Here is a 19,664-nt window from a genome sequence, read left to right on the forward strand (position 1 = left end):
TCATTATTAAATATAAAACATATAAGACGCTTGATCATCATCAGAATGATTTGCTAAATCTTCAAGCGTTGTACTATCTAGCACTTCTTTAACCGCATCTCGAATACGAATCCACAGCTCGCGTTTTGCAGGCTCTTCATCTTCAATTCCTTCTACAGGACTAATAGGACCTTCTAAAACAGAAATAATATCTCCAGAAGTAATGTTAGCAGGTTCATGTGCTAAGATGTAACCTCCATAAGCTCCGCGCACGCTTTTTACAAGCCCAGCGTTACGCAGCGGTGAAATAAGCTGCTCTAAATAATGTTCAGATAAGTCATGCGTTTGAGCAATAGTTTTAAGCGAGATAGGACCTTCGCCAAAGCGCTTCGCAAGCTCAATCATAATCGTTAAACCGTAGCGTCCTTTTGTTGAAATTTTCATACGATACACTCCTTCAATACACTTTTTTTATTTATGAAAAAAATAAGACCCTCACGTTGTCACTGAATACTGTGATGAGTCGTTTTTTACTAAGCTATATGAACTTCTCTATACGCATTTCTTGCAAATGTGACTGTTGATATTATAACATACTATGCCTATAAGATAAATTCCCACCACCTATTCACCTCTTATGATACAGTGAAAGAAAAGAAAGGAGAAAAATATGGCTACAAAACCTCTCGCATTTCGAATGCGTCCGACTCATTTAGATGATGTTATCGGACAGCAGCATTTAGTTGGCAAAGATAAAATGATTTATCGAATGGTAAAAGCAAATCACTTAAGCTCGATGATTTTATATGGACCTCCAGGCGTTGGAAAAACAACAATTGCCACAGCTATTGCAAAAACAACCAACACGGCGTTTCGTCAGCTGAATGCCGTTGTAAACAATAAAAAAGATATGGAAATTGTCGCCGAAGAAGCCAAAATGTCAGGCAAAGTAATTCTCCTGTTAGATGAAGTTCATCGCCTTGACAAAGCCAAGCAAGACTTTTTGCTTCCTTATTTAGAAAATGGCATGATCATTCTAATCGGAGCGACAACAAGTAACCCTTATCACGCAATTAATCCTGCTATTCGAAGCAGATGCCAAATCTTCGAATTAAAATCTCTTACGCCAGATGATATCAAAATGGCGCTAACAAGGGCACTCAACGACTCATCCAACGGATTTGGGGATAGAAAAATTATCATAGAAGATGACGCCATGAACCACTTTGCCAACAGCTGTAACGGTGACGTGCGCTCGGCTTTGAATGCTCTGGAACTGGCTGTTTTATCAACAGGCGAAAGCGATGGTAAAATCGTTATTACCTTACAAACGGCAGAAGAATGTCTGCAGCAAAAATATTTTTCACATGATAAAAATGGTGACGCTCACTATGATGTATTATCGGCTTTTCAAAAATCGATTCGCGGCAGCGACGTAAATGCCGCTCTTCATTATTTGGGACGGCTAATTGAAGCAGGAGACTTGATCAGCATCAATCGTCGCCTTTTAGTCATTGCCTATGAAGACATTGGACTAGCTGATCCGGATGCCGGCATGAGAACTCTCGCAGCCATTCAAGCAACTGAGCGATTAGGACTCCCAGAAGCACGTATCCCGCTTGCAAACGCCGTTATTGAGCTTTGCCTATCACCGAAATCCAATGCTGCTTACAAAGCATTAGATGAAGCGATAAGCGATATTAAAAAAGGGCTGTCCGGCGACGTCCCCCCTCATTTGAAGGATGCTCATTACAAAGGAGCAGAGAACCTTGGCCGAGGCGTTGAATATCAATACCCGCATGATTTTGATAACGGATGGGTCCTTCAACAGTATTTACCGGATCGCATCAAAAACAAACAATATTTTCATCCTAAACAAAATGGACAAGAAAAATACTTTTCAAAAGTTTTCAATCGTTTAGAGACATTAAAAAAAGAAAATGGCTGAAACTGTTGCTCAGTTTCAAAGCCATTTTCTTTTTTGTCTTTATCTATTAAGCTGCACTTTTAACGTCTTTTCGTTTTTTCGTTTTTGTTGAACCTTTAAAGTAGCTGTCTAAAAGTTTAGCGACTAAACGAGCGACTATGTTAAACAACAGAACCATAATGATTAGAATAGCAGCTGACTTTGTTGCAATCAATCTTGCATCAGGTACGATTCCTTCAGAGTTTAATTTCCAAATGTGAACGGCAAGCGTCTCTGCTGGTCGAAAAATATTAAACGGGTTTACAGGACTTGTTAAGTCGGCATTTGAATTTAACATCGGCGTCGTTAAGCCAGCCGTATAAATCAACGCAGCTGCCTCTCCAAAGATTCGTCCCGCTGTTAAAATAACGCCTGTGATAATTTGTTGAATCGCTGATGGAATGACGACTTTGACAATTGTCTGCCATTTAGTTGCACCTAAACCTAAACTTGCTTCTTTTACACTCGCAGGAACAGATGCAATCGCACTTTCACATACGCGCGTTAAACCCGGTAAATTCAAAATTGTAATCACAAGTGCTCCGCCGATAAGCGTATAGCCCCAGCCGGAAAATGTGACGAAAATTAATAATCCAAATAAACCAACTACAATGGACGGTAATGACGCCATTGTTTCAATACATAAGCGGACGAAATTTAAAAAACGACCTTGCTTCGCGTACTCCGCTAAGTAAATTCCGGCTCCTAAACCAAGAGGAATAGAAATGATCAGCGTTAAAACAAGCATGTAGAACGAGTTAAACAGCTGTGGTCCGATACCGCCTCCTGCCATCGTATTGCTTGGCTTTCCAAATAAAAAGTTCGGATCCCAAAATCCCCAGCCTTTAGCGATAATTTCAACAACTAAATACACTAATAGCAACACAACTAGAGCGGCAATGCCATAAAAAATACCTGTCCATATATTATTTACTGTGCGTGCATTTTTGTTTCTCATTGATGAGCACCTCGTTTCCCAATTGCTCGGATAATTAAAATGAACACGAAAGAAATAAGCAGTAAAATCATGGCTAACGTCCATAATGCGTTATTCCATGCCGTTCCGTTTAGCGTATTAGACATATCCATTGTTAAAATACCTGTTAATGTTGCCGTTGGGCTATATAAGCTTTCAGGAAGCTTAACCGTATTTCCGATAACCATTTGAACAGCTAGCGCTTCTCCGAATGCGCGGGCAAGCCCTAACACGATACCTGTTAAAATACCTGTTTTAGCAGATGGAATAATGACTCGGCTAATTGCCTGCCATCTTGTTGAACCTAGTCCATAAGAAGCTTCTAAATATTCAGGTGCTACGCTTCGAATTGCATCGTCAGCAATACTTGCAATTGTCGGAAGAATCATGACGCTTAAGACAATAATTCCGGCAATCAAACTAAAGCCCACTCCGCCGAAGTTATCGCGAAGAAGCGGTACTAAAATGGTAACCCCTAAAAGGCCGTATACCACTGAAGGAACTCCGACTAAAAGTTCTAAAACCGGTCGTAAAACCGTTGACCCAAATTTAGGCGAAATATAGTTGTTAAAAATGGCGATAGCAATTCCAATTGGAGCACTTATAATAACGGCTCCGATCGATACAAGCATGGAACCCAGGATAAACACAAGTGCCCCGTATTCTTTATTGTTTGGGCTCCATTTTGTTGAAGTCAACATTTCACCGATTGATATATTACTTTGTAAAAATGACTGTATGCCTTTTTCACAAATAAATACGATAATAGCTAACGTAACAAGTACAATTAAAATACCGCAAAATGTAGAAAGCGTACGGCCAATGTATTCGCTTTTTACATAATTAATGGATTTTTTCCCCTTCATCGCTCTGTCTCCTTACATATTCAGTATATATTCGCTTTTCTTTTTATTCGCTATATACTTTATTAACATTCAAATAGAATAAGACTGACTGTGTTAGTCAGCCCTATTCTTTTTAAAAACACTCTTATTTTTTGAACTCAGTCATTGGGATATATCCCATATCTTCTACTTGCTTAGCAAAGTCTTTACCAGCTACATAGTCAATGTACTCTTTTGCACCATCTTTTGGCTCACCGTTTGTAATCATGTACTCATAAGACCAAAACGGATATTTTTTAGAAACAATGTTTTCTGTTGTTGGCTCCACACCATCAATATTAAGCATTTTTAGACTTTCTTTTTTATCGCCAATTAAATACGACATAGCAAGGTAACTTACTGCTCCTGGCGTTGAGTTTACTGATTGCTCAACCGCTCCGTTTGAATCTTGAGCTGTACCAACGCTGTCATTTACTTTTGCGTCACCCATTAATGTTTTCTCGAATGTAGCACGTGTACCAGATGATGCTGGACGGTTGATTACGTTAATTTTTTCGTCGTTTCCGCCAACTTCTTTCCAGTTTTTAATTTCACCAGAGAAAATCTTTTGAATTTGCTCTTGTGTTAACGATTCTACTTTTACATCTTTATTTACAACAAGTGCGAACCCAATGCCCGCTACTTTCGTATCGACAAGTTTATCTGCTTTTGATTTATCTTCGATTTTATCGGCTGCTGGAACGTCAGAGTTTCCGATGTCAACTGCTCCTGATGCTACTTGGTTAACACCAGTTCCACTACCTCCACCTTGTACCGTTACTGAAAGGTTTGGATATTTTTCAGTAATTCCATTCGCTGCTTCTTCTGCAAGTGGTTGTAAAGCTGTAGATCCCGCTGCTGTTAACGTACCTGACACTTCTTCTTTGCTGCCCGAACCACTGTCGTTGCTTGCTCCGTCTTTACCACATGCTGCTAGTGCTCCTACCATTAAAAAAGCTGCTAATGTTACTTTAAAACCCTTTGTTTTCATTACATTACCCTCCAATAAATATATGTGTAATTAGTACTAGTCCTTTGTACTCGAACAACAGGTACAAGACACATTATACGAGTAGATTGTTGTCTTTATATGAAGTGAATTTTAAGTTACTGTAAACTTACTTATTTGGGGTTTATTTTTTCTTATTTCTATTAAAACCCTTGATATATAAGACTTTCTGGATATTACTGTAGAAGATACAAAAGAAAGAAAGCCAAAACGTAAATTTTATGTAAATAAAGCGTTAAATAAATTTACATAAATCTCTTTTTTTAATACAGTGTAAATTCACCATCAAGCCATATTTTTCAATTTATTAGTACTTTTTATACATATCAAACAGAAGATTCCATCCAAAGCATAAATAGAACAGATATTTCCATAAAAAAAAGAAGGCTGCGATAGCCTTCTTTTTATTGATCACCTACGCGGCGAATCTTAATATCAGTTAATAATTCATTGATAACATGACCGCCCATAATTAATCCTGCTACAGATGGAACAAAAGCATTAGAAGATGGGGGCATTTTCGCTTTGCGAATTTGCGCTTGATCGTTTCCTACTTCTTTGCGAACTTCTTCGCGAATAACGATTGGACGTTCATCAGAAAAAACGACGTTAATTCCTTTGCGAATTCCTTCTTTACGCAGACGAGTACGAACCACTTTTGCAATCGGATCTGTATGTGTCTTTGAAATGTCTGCAATTTTGAAACGTGTTGGATCCATTTTATTCGCAGCACCCATACTTGAAATAATCGGAATATCACGTTTTAAACATTCTTTCATTAAATGAATTTTATACGAAATCGTATCGGATGCATCCACTACGAAGTCCGGTTCGTAACTAAAGAACTCTTCATACGTTTCTTCCGTATAAAACATTTGAAGAGAAACGACGTCACAGTCTGGGTTAATATCTAAAATACGCTGTTTCATTAATTCTGTCTTGGGCTGACCTACCGTAGAAAGCAGCGCGTGAATTTGACGATTTACGTTTGTAATATCAACATCGTCTTTATCTACAAGAATTAAACGCCCTACTCCTGACCTAGCCAAAGCCTCAGCAGAAAACGACCCTACTCCTCCTATCCCTAAAATAGCAACTGTGCTGCCTTTTAAAGTAGCTAGCCCTTCTTTTCCTATCGCCAGTTCATTACGCGAAAACTGATGCAACATGTTAAAACACTCCTCTATTAAATACACTAACGTGTATGAATAATTCAAATAAACAACGAAATTGACTATACCATATTTTTAGCAAAACGAACATGAGCATTCGTTATTTATCCATAAAAAAACTCTATGCAAATAATTACATAGAGGATTTTTTATATGTATGCTAGTCCCGATCGTGCCGTCTCGAGTGCCTTCGTTTTGAACCCGCTCTCGGCAGGTGGGTGCTCTGCTTTAACCATTGTAAGTCCTCGAGATGAGGCATGTACGCTCGTTAAAAACTCCGAGCTCCCAAGCAAAAAATTGTTCGGTCAAAACTGGATTAAGGACGAACACATCAGGACTATTTAGTTCTTGAAAGTATCTTATCACAGAAAAAATCACTTTGCAATTAATAAGTAAAACAAAAAAATCGAGCCTGTCACTGGAACGTGACAGGCTCGATTTAACAGACGGTTCAATCGATTACGCTTCTGTTTTTTGCTTTTTTACCTGCAAATGCAGCTCGTCTAATTGCGCTTCACTTACTTCACCAGGTGCATTTGTTAATAGACAGCTTGCACTTGCTGTTTTAGGGAAGGCAATTGTATCACGCAAGTTTGTGCGTCCTGCTAGAAGCATAACTAAACGGTCAAGACCTAACGCAATTCCGCCGTGAGGAGGAGTACCGTATTCAAATGCTTCAAGTAAGAAACCAAACTGCTCATATGCTTCTTCTAATGTAAATCCAAGCGTTTTAAACATTTTTTCTTGAATATCACGCTCGTAAATACGTAAAGATCCTCCGCCAAGTTCGTAGCCATTCAATACTAAGTCATATGCTTGTGCACGGACTTGTCCAGGATCGCTTTCTAACATTGGTAAATCTTCACGAACTGGCATTGTGAATGGATGATGAGCCGCGTAGTAACGGTTGTCTTCTTCGTCATGCTCAAGAAGAGGCCAATCTGTTACCCATAGGAAGTTAAATTTCGTTTCATCAATAATTCCTTGTTCTTTTGCAAGCTTTAGGCGAAGAGCGCCAAGTGCATCTGCTACAACTGACTTTTTATCAGCTACAAATAAAAGTAAATCTCCTTCTTCCGTTTGAAGAGCTTCCGCAAATTGCTTTTGCTCATCTTCATTGAAGAATTTTGCAATCGGTCCTTTTAAGCCGTCAGCTTCAACTTTCAGCCATGCTAACCCTTTAGCACCGTAAATTTTCACGAACTCTGTTAGAGCATCGATATCTTTACGTGAATAGCTAGAAGCGGCACCTTTTACGTTAATGGCTTTTACTTCTCCGCCGTTTTCAACTGCTGCGCTAAATACTTTGAATCCGCAGTCTTTCACAAGCTCTGATAAGTTGACTAGCTCCATTTCAAAACGTGTATCCGGCTTATCTGAACCGTAGCGACTCATCGCTTCATCATATGACATGCGCGGGAAAGGCGTCGTTATATCTAAATCTTTTACGCGCTTCATTACTTTAGACATCATTTCTTCCGTCATTGTCATGATGTCCTCTTGAGATAAAAATGATGTTTCAATATCGATTTGAGTAAATTCAGGCTGACGATCTGCACGCAAGTCTTCATCACGGAAGCAGCGAGCGATTTGATAATAACGCTCAACTCCGCTTACCATTAGCAGCTGCTTGAAGATTTGCGGTGATTGAGGAAGAGCATAAAACTCCCCTTCGTGCACGCGGCTTGGTACAAGATAATCACGTGCGCCTTCTGGCGTACTTTTCGTTAAAATAGGTGTTTCAACATCTAAAAAGTCATTTTGATCTAAGAAGTCACGAATTGTTTTTGTAATGTCATTGCGCATTTTAAGCGTGTTAAACATCTCAGAACGTCGAAGATCTAAATAACGATATTTTAATCGAACATCTTCTGATACTTCCGTTTGATCCGCAATAGCAAAAGGAGGTGTTTTGGCTTTGTTTAATACCGTAATCTGCTCAGCGTGAACTTCAATTTTACCTGTTTTTAAGTTCGGGTTAACGGTTCCCTCTTCACGAGCTACAACAGTTCCTTGCACTTCCAGTACGAATTCATTACGTACATCTTCAGCAATTTTTAGCGCTTCAGCAGATTTTTCAGGATTAAATACAACCTGTACAACTCCGCCGCGGTCGCGTAAATCAATAAAGATTAATCCCCCTAAATCACGGCGTTTTTGAACCCATCCTTTTAATAGAACTGTTTCGCCAGTTGCTTGTTCTGTTACATCACCACAGTAGTATGAACGTTTTGTCATCATGGTTCCCCCTTATACTTGTTCTTGCAAATAGCTGACCAATTGATCAATTGATACTTCTTGCTGTTCGCCAGATTCCATATTCTTTACGTTTACAACTTGTTTTGCTAGCTCATCTTCACCTAGAACAACAACAAATTTTGCTTGTACACGATCAGCTGCTTTAAACTGAGCTTTCATTTTTTTATCTTGATAATCTTTATCGGCTACAAAGCCTGCACGTCGAAGCGTATTCACAATTGAAACGGATTTTTCTTTTGCTTCATCGCCCATAGTTACTACATAGCAATCTACGCCTGTTTCTACCGGAAGCTCAATTCCTTCTGCTTCCAATGCAGATAATAAGCGTTCGATACTTAAAGCGAATCCGATACCCGGTGTTTCAGGTCCGCCGATTTCTTGAATCAGCCCATTATAACGGCCTCCGCCACAAAGAGTTGTAATGGCGCCAAATCCTTCTGCTTCACTCATTAGTTCAAATGCTGTGTGATTATAATAATCTAACCCGCGTACTAGCGTCGGATCTACAACATAGTCAATGTCTAAATCGGTTAAGTACTGCTGTACTTTTTCAAAATATTCTTTTGAATAGTCATTTAAATAATCAAGAATAGACGGCGCTGTAGCCATCAGTTCATGGTCCCGATCTTTTTTACAGTCTAAAATACGAAGAGGATTTTTCTCCAATCTGCTTTGGCAGTCGCTGCAAAACTCTCCAATTCGAGGTGCAAAGTGGTCAATAAGCGCTTGACGGTGAGCTTGACGACTTTCTGTATCTCCTAAACTGTTAACAACCAACTTTAATTTTTTCAATCCAAGCGATTGGTAAAAGCTCATTAACAGGGCAAGAACTTCAGCATCAATAGCTGGATCATTTACCCCTAATGCTTCTACACCAAACTGAACGAATTGACGGAAACGTCCCGCTTGAGGTCGTTCATAGCGAAACATAGGGCCAATATAAAACAGCTTGGTTGGCTGCGTTGGATTTCCAAACATCTTATTTGACACAAATGATCGTCCAACTGCAGCTGTTCCTTCTGGGCGAAGCGTTAAGCTGCGGTCACCTCGATCTTTAAATGTGTACATTTCTTTTTGCACGATATCTGTTGTTTCTCCCACTCCGCGCAAAAATAATTCAGTGTGTTCAAACATTGGTGTACGAATTTCTTGGTAGTTGAACGCACGGCAGATTTCTCTTGCTCGCTGTTCAACAAACTGCCAATATTCTACTTTGCCCGGTAAAATATCTTGTGTGCCTCTAGGTATTTGAACTGACATAACGTGATATGCCTCCTATATTTAAAATTTACAATACAAAAAAACTCTCGCCTCTACTATTTTTCCATAGTAGGGACGAGAGTTGATCTCACGTGGTACCACCCTAATTGAAACATATGACATGTTTCCACTCATTTCGTTAACGCACGAACACGTTCATCTCCTACTAAGTTTCCCTTTTCAGAGTGAAGCCTCCTGAGTGTTCTTTCATAAAGTCATCATGTAGAAATGCTTTCAGCCTAAGACATTTCCTCTCTAGCCATGTGTCATCTTTACTACTTTTCTCGATCTTTGGCTTATCAATATAAAAATGTTATACATTCATTTTAATTTAGCAATTGCTTTCTATATTACGAATGAAATGAGCAGTTGTCAAGCACCTTTCATGTTAAGAGCGGTCTAATTGTTTTCTTAGTTTCTGAATATCTCGAAGCGTTAAACCAAATTCAGAAGCCAATTCAAGGGATGAAGCTTCACTTTCTCTGTCAATAAAATCATGAAAATGAATGCCAAATACCGGATTTACCTGCTGAAATGATTGTTCACCTTTTTCACTAAACTTCATTGTTTCTTCCTCCCTGCCTACACTTACTTATCCTTTTATTAGCATTGCCCAAAAAAGATGTTTTTACATAAGAGAAAGGATTTTTTTTATTTTCATCGAATACTCTATTTTGTTATAAAAAGGAGGTCTATCTATTCGCCATCTTAACATGAAGTCTGTATCTGTTTTGACTGCAAGTATCCTTTTGTTACTGTGCTCGTCCTCATTTGAGCGCCCAAATGTACCGGTGCATCAACCCATTATTGTAACAGCTGACTCTCTTCATGTACGCAGCGGTCCAGGACGTTCATTTTCAATTACAAATAAATTGACGAAGAATACAAGACTATCCGTTTCAGACCGTCAAGGAGATTGGTATTATGTAGAAAGCTCAGATATTCAAGGATGGGTGTTTAAAAAATTTACGAAAACCGTAGCGCTCAGCAGCGTTCAGCCTAGCATGCAGGTAGCGCAGCGCCAGCCTGTTTATACGCTGAGTAAAAGCTTGCGGCACCTAAAGGGCAAAACAATTATTATTGATGCAGGCCATGGAGGAAAAGACAAAGGAGCCATCGGCACACAGGGCACATATGAAAAAGACCTCACTCTCCGAACAGCACTTATTTTACAAAACAAACTTCAAAAAGAAGGCGCACACGTCATTTTAACCCGCACCCATGATAAGTACCTTCTACTTTCACAGCGCACGCTGCAATCGACTAAAGCAGATGCTTTTATAAGCATTCACTACAACAGTACGAACAGCTCACAGCTAACTGGCCTTATGACGTATTATTACCATCAGCATCAGGACAGTCCACTCACACATTCTATTCATCAGTCCCTTATTAATCATGCAAAATTGAAAGACAAAGGAGAACGTTTTGGAAACTATTATGTTCTTCGCGAAAATACACGTCCAAGTACATTAATTGAACTGGGCTTTTTAAGCAACGAACGGGAAGAAACATATATTAATTCCATCAGTTATCAGCAAATGATGACGTCCGCTATCGTTGAAGGGTTAAATCATTACTTTCAAAGCAAAGAAAAAACGCAGGCTCATCTGTGAGTCTGCGTTTTTTCTTTGCTTTCTACAATAAGTGTGACCGGTCCGTCATTTGTAAATGATACGTCCATCATTTCACCAAATGCGCCGGTCTCTACTCGAACATTTTTTTCTGATAATATTTTATTAAAATAGTTGTAAAGCGTTACAGCATGATCTGGCCTAGCAGCTCCCATAAAGTTTGGTCTTCTGCCTTTTCGGCAATCTCCGTAAAGCGTAAATTGAGATACCGATAAAATTTCTCCTTCTACATCTAGAAGCGACAAATTCATTTTGCCAGACTCATCATCAAACACTCGCAAATTCACAATTTTATCTGCTACATACTCTGCATCAGCTTCAGTATCGTCATGGGTAATGCCCACTAAAAGCATATATCCTTGCTTAATCTCACCGACCGTCTCACCTGCAACAGTTACTTTTGCATTCTTTGCTCTTTGTACGACTACTCTCATGTATAACGACCTTTCTTAATGCATAATTCGGCGAACTGAATAAATGTCTCGAAGCTGCTTAATGCGCTCAACCACTTTATGAAGGTGACTGATGTTATGAATAGAAATTGACATATGAATCGTAGCCATTTTGTTTCGGTCCGATTTTCCTGAAACGGCTGAAATATTCGTTTTAGTCTCGTTTACAACCTGCAGAACTTCATTTAGTAAGCCTCTGCGGTCGTATCCTGAAATTTCAATTTCCACATTAAACTCTTTGCCTTCTTTAATATGTGTTTCCCACTCTACAGGAATAAGACGGCTTTCAGCATCATCTGTGTGAACGTTTAAACAATCTGCTCTATGAACAGATACTCCCCGTCCCTTTGTAATAAAACCAACAATCTCATCTCCAGGAACTGGATTACAGCATTTAGACAAGCGAATCAGCATGTTCTCTACACCCGGTACGATAACCCCGGAATCTTTTCGCTTATGTTGGCGAACACGCTTGGCCGCAGTGTCGCGTGCAATATCGTCAATTTGGATCTCTTGTTCTTGATCGCGCTGCTTTCTCCACTTCTCGGTTAAACGATTAGCTACTTGAGCCGCAGTTAATCCGTTATACCCAATAGCTGCATACATATCATCTTCGTTTGAGAAATTAAACTTCTCCGCTACTCGTTTGATATTATCAGCTGTTAATACTTCTTTTAAGTCAAACTCCATTTGACGAATTTCTTTTTCAACCAGCTCTTTGCCTTTTTCAATATTTTCATCGCGGCTTTGCTTTTTAAAGAATTGGCGAATTTTATTTTTGGCTTGAGACGTTTGAGCAAGCTTTAACCAGTCCTTGCTTGGACCATACGAATGCTTAGACGTCAAAATTTCGATAATGTCCCCCGTTTTCAAACGGTAATCAAGCGTAACCATCTTGCCGTTGACTTTTGCTCCAATGGTTTTATTTCCGATTTCAGAATGAATACGATAGGAAAAATCAATTGGAACAGAACCCGAAGGAAGCTCAATGACGTCGCCTTTTGGCGTAAAAATGTAAACCATGTCAGAAAACAAATCAACTTTTAGAGATTCCATAAACTCTTCTGCATCGTTTGCGTCATTTTGAAATTCTAAAATTTCTCTAAACCACGTCAACTTTTCTTCAAATGAAGCATGCTCAGCTGTTTTTCCCTCTTTGTAAGCCCAGTGAGCAGCAATTCCATACTCAGCAATTTGGTGCATGTCAAACGTTCGAATTTGAACTTCTAACGGATCACCTTTTGGTCCGATAACCGTCGTATGAAGAGACTGGTACATATTTTGTTTTGGCATTGCAATATAATCTTTGAACCGTCCTGGCATTGGCTTCCAGCACGTGTGAATAATTCCTAACACCGCATAGCAGTCTTTAATGCTATTTACAATAATGCGCACAGCTAGTAAATCGTAAATTTCATTAAACTGCTTGTTTTGCAGTGCCATTTTACGATAGATGGAATAAATATGTTTTGGACGTCCTGAAATTTCAACTTTAATCGACACTTCATCTACTTGCTCTCGAACTTCATCGATAACTTCAGCCAAATACTGCTCGCGTTCCGCACGCTTTTTCTTCATCAAATTTACAATGCGATAATATTGCTGAGGATTTAAGTAACGTAAAGCTGTATCTTCAAGCTCCCACTTAATTTTTGAAATACCAAGACGATGAGCAAGAGGAGCAAAAATTTCAAGCGTTTCATTTGAAATGCGTCGCTGTTTTTCCTGCGGTAAATGCTTTAGCGTACGCATGTTATGAAGACGATCCGCAAGTTTGATCAGTATGACTCGAATATCTTGAGCCATTGCTACAAACATCTTGCGGTGATTTTCAGCCTGCTGCTCTTCTTTAGACTTATATTTAATTTTTCCCAGTTTCGTTACGCCGTCTACTAACATTGCTACTTCTTCATTGAAAGCTTTTTCTAAATCTTTTAGTGTTATCTCTGTATCTTCAACCACATCATGTAGAAATCCAGCTGCAATTGTTGCTGGATCCATATCTAGATCAACTAAAATTCCTGCGACTTGAATCGGGTGGATAATATATGGTTCACCCGACTTGCGATATTGTTCTTTGTGAGCTTCTTTTGCAAAATCATATGCTTTTTGTACAAAAGCCACGTCTTCTTCATTTAAATATCGCTTCGTATTGTCAATGACCTGTTCCGCTGTTAGGACTTGCTCATTTGCCATGAAATCACCTTTTATCAACTAGCATTTTTAATTCATATTGTAACTATTATCTTGAAAAAATCCAAGGATGTAAAGCCTTTGCGTTTAATTTATCAAATTTACATCATTTCCATTTTACGTATTAACGTTTTTTAACGAAAAAAGAGCACCTGTATCAGGTACTCTTTTTTATGTGATCGTTCTTCTTAATACGTCATTAATGTGAATACATCATAACCGTCTAGTTTGTCACGGCCGTCAAGGTAAGAAAGTTCAATTAAGAACGCAGCTCCAACAACAATTCCGCCTAATTCTTCGACAAGCTTAATTGTCGCTTCAATTGTACCGCCTGTTGCTAATAAATCATCTGTAATCAACACGCGCTGACCTGGCTTAATTGCATCTTTGTGAATCGTTAATACGTCTTTACCGTATTCTAAACCGTAATCTACTTTGATTACTTCACGCGGTAATTTTCCTTCTTTACGAACAGGTGCAAAACCGATACCTAACGCATATGCTACTGGACAACCAACGATAAATCCGCGAGCTTCTGGCCCTACGATAATATCAACTTGTTTATCATTGGCATATTTTACAATCTCATCCGTTGCGGCACGGTATGCATCACCATTGTCCATTAATGTTGAGATATCTTTAAATGTAATACCTGGTTTTGGCCAGTCAGGTACAATTGTAATATAATCTTTAAAATTCATTCTAATGTTGCCTCCTCATTAAATCGAACGCTTAAAAATATCTTGAAATTGATTTTTAAGCTGTACATATGACGTATAAATAAAGTTTTTTTCTATTTCAATCTGCTGCTGCTTTTGGCGATAAGTCGCAGATTCTATTAAATCACGTTTCGCAGAATTTTTCACTAACGAAATTAAGCCATTGTTTATTGTAACAAATTCTAACTCAAAAAACACCTTTGCCATAAAATCAATCGTTTCTTTTGACCAGCCCTTATGAATCGCTAAATCTTCTTTGTAGCGTTTTAAATCAAATGGACCCTTTTTCGCTAAAAAGCCATAAAACCATTTAAAATGATCGCGAGTTGGAATTGTATCAAAATAATGGTCTTCTTCCGTTAAGAAAATAGCGTATATTCTAGCAGGGATACCTTGGACAAACAAACATTCAAGCCATTTCTGTGAAGGAGGCAAATCTAATAAAACGATCTGTTCCCCTGCAAACATACATGCTTTTGCCTGTTCTTCATCTTGAATAAGAACAACATGCTCCATCGGCAGCAGCGACTTGTATTTATCAATTGTTGAAGCGTGAAAAGCAACAACTTTCATTTGATCCGTAAATACCTGCTGAAAGAAACGTTTGACATCAACTGCACTGCGATAATCAAACATCTGCCATTCATCTACAGAAATATCTTCCACCATCAGCTGCGGCTTGCGCATATTATTCCACTCATTAATAGATAGTTCACCTACTAATGATACTTTAGCTATAGGAGATACTTCATCTAATATATAGCCTAACCCAAATCCTACTGCATCAACCGATACACCGCTGTCTTCAAATACGAGTTTTAAATGATTTTTATTAGCACCAATTTTCCGCATAGATGTTGTATGAACATCTTTAATGAGAACTTTTGGCTTCGGGTTATGCATACCAAATGGAGCAAGCGCACTCATTTGTTCAATGTTTTCCAGCGTAATTTCCTCTGTTGTGCATACTGTATCAACTGATGTAATTGGAATAAAATCCTGTTCGGTCAACACGTTGCTTGCTTGTTCATTAAGACGTCTGCGCAGCTCTTCTACATCATCGCTGTTTAATGTCATGCCGGCTGCCATTGGATGCCCTCCAAAATGCGGCAAAATGTCACGGCACTTAGATAAGTTCGCGAATAAGTCAAAACCTTCGATACTTCTTGCTGAACCTTTGGCAATACGGTTTTCAGAGTCAATACTTAGTACAATTGTTGGTCTATAGAATTTTTCTACGAGCCTAGAAGCGACAATTCCAACAACGCCTGCATTCCATCCTTCTCCCTCTACAATAAGAACACTGTTTTCATCCGGAGGATACATACTCTCAACAAATTCAACAGCTTCTTCTGTAATATCGTTTACGATTTGCTGCCTTTCCTTGTTTAACGCATCAATTTCTTTAGCTAAACCTTTTGCCTCTTCAGCATTTGTCGTCATAAGTAAATGAACAGCTGGATCAGCATCTTGAAGACGTCCTACTGCATTAATGCGAGGAGCCATCGCAAATCCAATTGTATCCTCATTAATTTCTTCACGTTTTACTCCGCATACGCTCAGCAGCGCTTCAATTCCCGTGCGCTTCGTGAGCTTGAGATAATCAAGACCTTTGCGAGCAATTAAGCGGTTTTCGTCGACTAAAGGAACTAAGTCAGCAATCGTCCCAATTACTGCTAGTTCTAACAGATGTTCCGGAAGCTCCCCTAACAGCGCATGAGCGAGTTTAAAAGCCACTCCTACACCTGCCAGTTCTTTAAATGGATATGTACTTCCCGGCAGCTTTGGATGAATAATTGCATAAGCATCCGGTAAAACCGGCCCCGGCTCGTGGTGATCCGTAATAATTAAATCAAAGTTTAATTCACGTGCATACGCAGTTTCTTCGACTGCCGAAATACCTGTGTCTACCGTAATCACCAGCTGATAGCCGCCTGCGCTTATTTTATCAAATGCCGCCTTATTCGGCCCATAACCTTCTGTAAAGCGATTAGGAATATAAAAATCAACATCAGCGCCAAGCTGCTGTAAAGCAGATAACATAACAGAAGTGCTGCTGACGCCGTCAGCATCGTAATCTCCATAGATCATAATTTTTTCATTATGATCAATTGCTTGCTGAATACGAGCTACTGCTTTGTCCATATCGTGCAACAAAAACGGATCGTGGAACGTTTGTGCATCAACGTGTAAAAACTCACGCGCCGCTTCTACTGTTGTCATGCCTCTATTAAGTAATAACGAAGCTACTAGAGGTGTAATATTGAGGTTTTCTACAAATTCATTAACAAGTTGTTCATCACATTCTTGAACATTCCAACGTTTTTTTGACTGTAACATGTCTCTTCACCCCTTAACCCACATTATTATACTAGAGTGGATGAAATGGAGCAACGAAAGAAAATAAGCACATTTTTCTGACAGTACGTCTTGAATTTTCACGCACAAAAAAACGTGCGAATACTTCGCACGTTTTTGAATTACTTGCTTTCTACTTCTTTTTGTTCCTCACGCTTCAACTGTTTTCCTTTCCACACAAGCCATAGCTGAGCAGCAATAAACACAGATGAATATGCACCAAGGATTAAACCTACTAACAGAGCAATTGAGAAGTTTTGAATCGATTCACTTCCGAATAGAAGAAGTGCTACAACTGCAATCACAACTGTTAACACGGTGTTCATCGAACGAGTAAACGTTTCACGCAAACTTAGATTTACGATAAACGCCAAGTCGTCAAACGTTTTGGATTTAAATTTCTGCATATTTTCACGAATGCGGTCAAACGTAACGATCGTATCGTTAATTGAGTAACCAACAATCGTCAAGACAGCAGCGATAAACGTTAAATCAACTTCTAATCTCGTTAAGCTAAAGACCGTAACGATAAAGAACGCATCATGCAACAGAGCAAGCACGGCTGCAAGCGCCATGTAAAATTCAAATCGAATCGTTACATAAATGATAATTCCAATTGAAGCAATTAAAATCGCAAGCATCGCATTTTTCGCCAGTTCTTTTCCAACTGTCGGCGAAACGGTGCTTACATTTGGTTCAGAACCATATTTGTCTTTAAAGTGATCTTTTAAATTGGCAATTTCTTTTTTATTCAAGACCCCAACTACACGTACGACACCCGTATCATTACTTTTTCCTGTAATAACTACGTCATCCGTTTCGATATCAAGAGACTTCATTTCACGCTGTATCTCAGCCTGCGTAACGGTATGATTTGCCGGAATCTCTATGCGAGTTCCACTTGTAAAGTCAATACCGAGGTTCAGCCTGAACACGGCAACCGAGATAATACCGATAATCACGAGCACACTTGAAAACGTGAAGAACGCTTTACGGTATTTAACAAAGTCAATTTTATCCCAACGCGTAGGTAAAACGGTTGTGCCGTCATCTTTGCTTAAATCGTGAATTTGCTCTTTCTTCACGCCAAAGTAGCCTGGTTTTTTATCAAACCAGCGGCTGTTTACTAAAAGACTCATTAGTAAACGAGTACCATAAACAGCAGTTACAAAGCTTAGCACAATCCCGATCATTAACGTCGTAGCAAATCCTTTTACTGAGCTTGTACCGTAAAAGAACAGTACAAGAGCCGCTAGCATCGTTGTAATATTGGCATCAAAAATGGTGGCAAGAGAGCGACGATTTCCTGCCCGGTATGCCGATATAACGGACCTTCCTGTTTTCAGCTCATCTTTAATCCGCTCGTAGGTAATAATATTTGCATCTACTGCCATACCTACGCCGAGAATAAGAGCCGCAATACCTGGAAGCGTCATAACTACGTGCATCCAGTCAAATACAACTAAGTTCAAGTAGATATAGAAACTGAGTGTAATAATGGCAATAAGCCCCGGTAAACGGTAGAAAAACAGCATGTAAAGGAAGATAATTCCGATGCCGATAATACCCGCTAATATAGTCGTATGAAGAGCTTCTTCTCCGAACTGTGCTCCAACGGATGTAGAGTATAGCTCATCCAATTTAACCGGCAGCGACCCGGCATTTAGCAATTCCGCCAGCTGTGTTGCACTTTTCACTGTGAAGTTTCCACCTGAAATCTCAACATCTGGCTGTGTTAACACGCTGCTAACAGAGGCTGCAGATAGATACTTCGGATTTTGTTTTGTCGCTTCTTTTTGGTATGAGTCTTTTCCTTCTTCATAATCCAGCCAAATGACAATTAAATTGTTAGGTGCTGGTTTTTGAGAAAGCTCTCGCGTGATCTTTTCAAATTTTTTCGCATTTTTTAACTTTAGTGAGACGCTAGGCTGATTGCTTTGGTCAAACGATTGCTTTGCTCCGCCTTGCGCTAAGTCTGTACCATCCATCAGCACCTTATCGTTCACGTCACGGAACGTTAAGTTTGCTTGAGTTGATAACAGATCCCTGGCTTGCTTTTGATTCGTGACACCAGCTAGCTGAACGCGGATACGGTCGTTTCCTTCAATTTGAATGCTGGGCTCACTAACTCCCAGTACATCGACACGTTGACGCAGCGCTTCAACCGTGCTGTTAAGTGCCTTTTTGTCAATGACATCGCCTTTTTTAGCTGGACTGACTTTATATAAAATTTCAAATCCACCTTGAAGGTCGAGGCCAAGTTTAATATCTTTTGTAATTCCAGTCATCGTTGTTCCGATTGTACTAAACACAAGCAGTACTAAGAGGAAAAAGGCAACGATACGTCCTCTTTTAACCATCGACAGAAAATCCTCCTTCTTATGTAAAAAACATGAAATGATAACAATAGATAAATGACCAATCTAATTATCATTCATAACCTAATGTCTGTCAAATAAAGACCTTATCAAATTTTATTACATGTATTTTACAAGCTCTACTTTAATAATTCTTTCCAGTCTTCTCCATTATTAACACTTGAGAACATATCAGATTTATAAGATTCAATTGTTACATAGCTCATCACCTGCGTGATCTTAACAGATAAAATATCATTTACCACTTGATGGAGAGATAGCTCCTTTTCTTTTTTCCATTTTTTCATTTCTAAATAACTCAATAAATCGTTCTCCGTTACTTCTTCATATCCAAGCATATGAAACTCTTCCATTTTGCTGGATAAGACAGGCTGTATAAGTTCTTTCGAAGCTGAAATAAATGGATGTGTCATATCGATCCTCCT

General features: G+C 39.1%; 16 protein-coding genes, 1 other RNA gene and 1 other annotated feature. Of the genes, 2 read left to right on the plus strand and 15 right to left on the minus strand.

Features of this window, described 5'->3' with window-relative positions:
* Positions 1 to 6 precede the first annotated feature (6 nt).
* Entirely contained in the window at positions 7 to 423 is a 417-nt protein-coding gene (gene cymR, locus AC3WJG_RS07120; protein ID WP_013059297.1) for a cysteine metabolism transcriptional regulator CymR, read from the minus strand.
* A gap of 226 nt (positions 424 to 649) precedes the next feature.
* Between cymR and AC3WJG_RS07125 the strand changes: the two genes are divergently transcribed.
* Entirely contained in the window at positions 650 to 1,927 is a 1,278-nt protein-coding gene (locus AC3WJG_RS07125; RefSeq protein WP_028410591.1) for a replication-associated recombination protein A, read from the plus strand.
* A gap of 46 nt (positions 1,928 to 1,973) precedes the next feature.
* Here AC3WJG_RS07125 and pstA read toward each other — a convergent pair whose 3' ends face one another.
* The 8 genes from pstA to AC3WJG_RS07165 all read right to left on the minus strand — a co-directional run bounded on the left by pstA (position 1,974) and on the right by AC3WJG_RS07165 (position 10,070).
* Positions 1,974 to 2,903 carry a phosphate ABC transporter permease PstA gene (gene pstA / locus AC3WJG_RS07130; protein WP_028410590.1) on the minus strand — a complete coding sequence of 310 codons (930 nt, stop codon included), beginning with the start codon at positions 2,901 to 2,903 and terminating at the stop codon, positions 1,974 to 1,976.
* Complete coding sequence (gene pstC, locus AC3WJG_RS07135) at positions 2,900 to 3,787, minus strand: phosphate ABC transporter permease subunit PstC (RefSeq protein WP_013059300.1); 888 nt, start codon at positions 3,785 to 3,787, stop codon at positions 2,900 to 2,902. Before pstC ends, pstA begins: the two co-directional genes overlap by 4 nt.
* 124 nt (positions 3,788 to 3,911) lie before the next feature.
* Complete coding sequence (locus AC3WJG_RS07140) at positions 3,912 to 4,796, minus strand: phosphate ABC transporter substrate-binding protein PstS family protein (RefSeq protein WP_028410589.1); 885 nt, start codon at positions 4,794 to 4,796, stop codon at positions 3,912 to 3,914.
* A 422-nt stretch (positions 4,797 to 5,218) separates the two neighbouring features.
* Positions 5,219 to 5,983 (minus strand): tRNA threonylcarbamoyladenosine dehydratase, encoded by a 765-nt coding sequence (locus AC3WJG_RS07145; RefSeq protein WP_028410588.1) that lies wholly within the window; start codon positions 5,981 to 5,983, stop codon positions 5,219 to 5,221.
* 162 nt (positions 5,984 to 6,145) lie between these two features.
* Positions 6,146 to 6,327: non-coding RNA, 6S RNA (gene ssrS / locus AC3WJG_RS07150), on the minus strand.
* A gap of 118 nt (positions 6,328 to 6,445) precedes the next feature.
* Positions 6,446 to 8,224, minus strand: a complete 1,779-nt coding sequence (gene aspS, locus AC3WJG_RS07155) for an aspartate--tRNA ligase (protein WP_028410587.1) — start codon at positions 8,222 to 8,224, stop codon at positions 6,446 to 6,448.
* A 12-nt stretch (positions 8,225 to 8,236) separates the two neighbouring features.
* On the minus strand, positions 8,237 to 9,505 hold the full coding sequence (gene hisS, locus AC3WJG_RS07160; protein WP_028410586.1) for a histidine--tRNA ligase: 1,269 nt from the start codon (positions 9,503 to 9,505) through the stop codon (positions 8,237 to 8,239).
* A gap of 68 nt (positions 9,506 to 9,573) precedes the next feature.
* Positions 9,574 to 9,806: a binding site (T-box leader), on the minus strand.
* An 87-nt stretch (positions 9,807 to 9,893) separates the two neighbouring features.
* Positions 9,894 to 10,070, minus strand: a complete 177-nt coding sequence (locus AC3WJG_RS07165) for a hypothetical protein (RefSeq protein ID WP_013059305.1) — start codon at positions 10,068 to 10,070, stop codon at positions 9,894 to 9,896.
* Positions 10,071 to 10,236: 166 nt separating this feature from the next.
* Here AC3WJG_RS07165 and AC3WJG_RS07170 point away from each other — a divergent pair, with 166 nt between their 5' ends.
* The gene (locus tag AC3WJG_RS07170; RefSeq protein ID WP_225049509.1) at positions 10,237 to 11,121 is read left to right on the plus strand and encodes an N-acetylmuramoyl-L-alanine amidase family protein; all 885 of its coding nucleotides are present in this window, start codon (positions 10,237 to 10,239) and stop codon (positions 11,119 to 11,121) included.
* Here the strand turns inward: AC3WJG_RS07170 and dtd are convergent.
* The 6 genes from dtd to AC3WJG_RS07200 form a co-directional block, all read right to left on the minus strand.
* Complete coding sequence (gene dtd, locus AC3WJG_RS07175; RefSeq protein WP_028410584.1) at positions 11,112 to 11,573, minus strand: D-aminoacyl-tRNA deacylase; 462 nt, start codon at positions 11,571 to 11,573, stop codon at positions 11,112 to 11,114. The genes AC3WJG_RS07170 and dtd overlap by 10 nt on opposite strands.
* A gap of 15 nt (positions 11,574 to 11,588) precedes the next feature.
* Complete coding sequence (locus tag AC3WJG_RS07180) at positions 11,589 to 13,787, minus strand: RelA/SpoT family protein (protein WP_013059308.1); 2,199 nt, start codon at positions 13,785 to 13,787, stop codon at positions 11,589 to 11,591.
* Positions 13,788 to 13,972: 185 nt separating this feature from the next.
* Positions 13,973 to 14,485: an adenine phosphoribosyltransferase gene (locus AC3WJG_RS07185; protein ID WP_013059309.1), complete on the minus strand. Its 513-nt coding sequence runs from the start codon at positions 14,483 to 14,485 to the stop codon at positions 13,973 to 13,975.
* A gap of 18 nt (positions 14,486 to 14,503) precedes the next feature.
* Positions 14,504 to 16,843, minus strand: a complete 2,340-nt coding sequence (recJ, locus tag AC3WJG_RS07190) for a single-stranded-DNA-specific exonuclease RecJ (RefSeq protein WP_102812663.1) — start codon at positions 16,841 to 16,843, stop codon at positions 14,504 to 14,506.
* Positions 16,844 to 16,983: 140 nt separating this feature from the next.
* Positions 16,984 to 19,221, minus strand: coding sequence for a protein translocase subunit SecDF (gene secDF / locus AC3WJG_RS07195; protein ID WP_028410582.1), 2,238 nt, complete (start codon positions 19,219 to 19,221; stop codon positions 16,984 to 16,986).
* A 137-nt stretch (positions 19,222 to 19,358) separates the two neighbouring features.
* Entirely contained in the window at positions 19,359 to 19,652 is a 294-nt protein-coding gene (locus AC3WJG_RS07200; protein ID WP_025750585.1) for a post-transcriptional regulator, read from the minus strand.
* Positions 19,653 to 19,664 lie beyond the last annotated feature (12 nt).

It is taken from the genome of Priestia sp. FW507-14D1A (assembly GCF_058781295.1).

Excerpts from the sequence above, each read along its gene's own strand:
- cymR (WP_013059297.1), bottom strand. The coding sequence starts at position 423 with ATGAAAATTTCAACAAAAGGACGCTACGGTTTAACGATTATGATTGAG.
- AC3WJG_RS07125 (WP_028410591.1), top strand. The coding sequence starts at position 650 with ATGGCTACAAAACCTCTCGCATTTCGAATGCGTCCGACTCATTTAGAT.
- pstA (WP_028410590.1), bottom strand. The coding sequence starts at position 2,903 with ATGAGAAACAAAAATGCACGCACAGTAAATAATATATGGACAGGTATT.
- pstC (WP_013059300.1), bottom strand. The coding sequence starts at position 3,787 with ATGAAGGGGAAAAAATCCATTAATTATGTAAAAAGCGAATACATTGGC.
- AC3WJG_RS07140 (WP_028410589.1), bottom strand. The coding sequence starts at position 4,796 with ATGAAAACAAAGGGTTTTAAAGTAACATTAGCAGCTTTTTTAATGGTA.
- AC3WJG_RS07145 (WP_028410588.1), bottom strand. The coding sequence starts at position 5,983 with ATGTTGCATCAGTTTTCGCGTAATGAACTGGCGATAGGAAAAGAAGGG.
- aspS (WP_028410587.1), bottom strand. The coding sequence starts at position 8,224 with ATGACAAAACGTTCATACTACTGTGGTGATGTAACAGAACAAGCAACT.
- hisS (WP_028410586.1), bottom strand. The coding sequence starts at position 9,505 with ATGTCAGTTCAAATACCTAGAGGCACACAAGATATTTTACCGGGCAAA.
- AC3WJG_RS07165 (WP_013059305.1), bottom strand. The coding sequence starts at position 10,070 with ATGAAGTTTAGTGAAAAAGGTGAACAATCATTTCAGCAGGTAAATCCG.
- dtd (WP_028410584.1), bottom strand. The coding sequence starts at position 11,573 with ATGAGAGTAGTCGTACAAAGAGCAAAGAATGCAAAAGTAACTGTTGCA.
- AC3WJG_RS07180 (WP_013059308.1), bottom strand. The coding sequence starts at position 13,787 with ATGGCAAATGAGCAAGTCCTAACAGCGGAACAGGTCATTGACAATACG.
- AC3WJG_RS07185 (WP_013059309.1), bottom strand. The coding sequence starts at position 14,485 with ATGAATTTTAAAGATTATATTACAATTGTACCTGACTGGCCAAAACCA.
- recJ (WP_102812663.1), bottom strand. The coding sequence starts at position 16,843 with ATGTTACAGTCAAAAAAACGTTGGAATGTTCAAGAATGTGATGAACAA.
- secDF (WP_028410582.1), bottom strand. The coding sequence starts at position 19,221 with ATGGTTAAAAGAGGACGTATCGTTGCCTTTTTCCTCTTAGTACTGCTT.
- AC3WJG_RS07200 (WP_025750585.1), bottom strand. The coding sequence starts at position 19,652 with ATGACACATCCATTTATTTCAGCTTCGAAAGAACTTATACAGCCTGTC.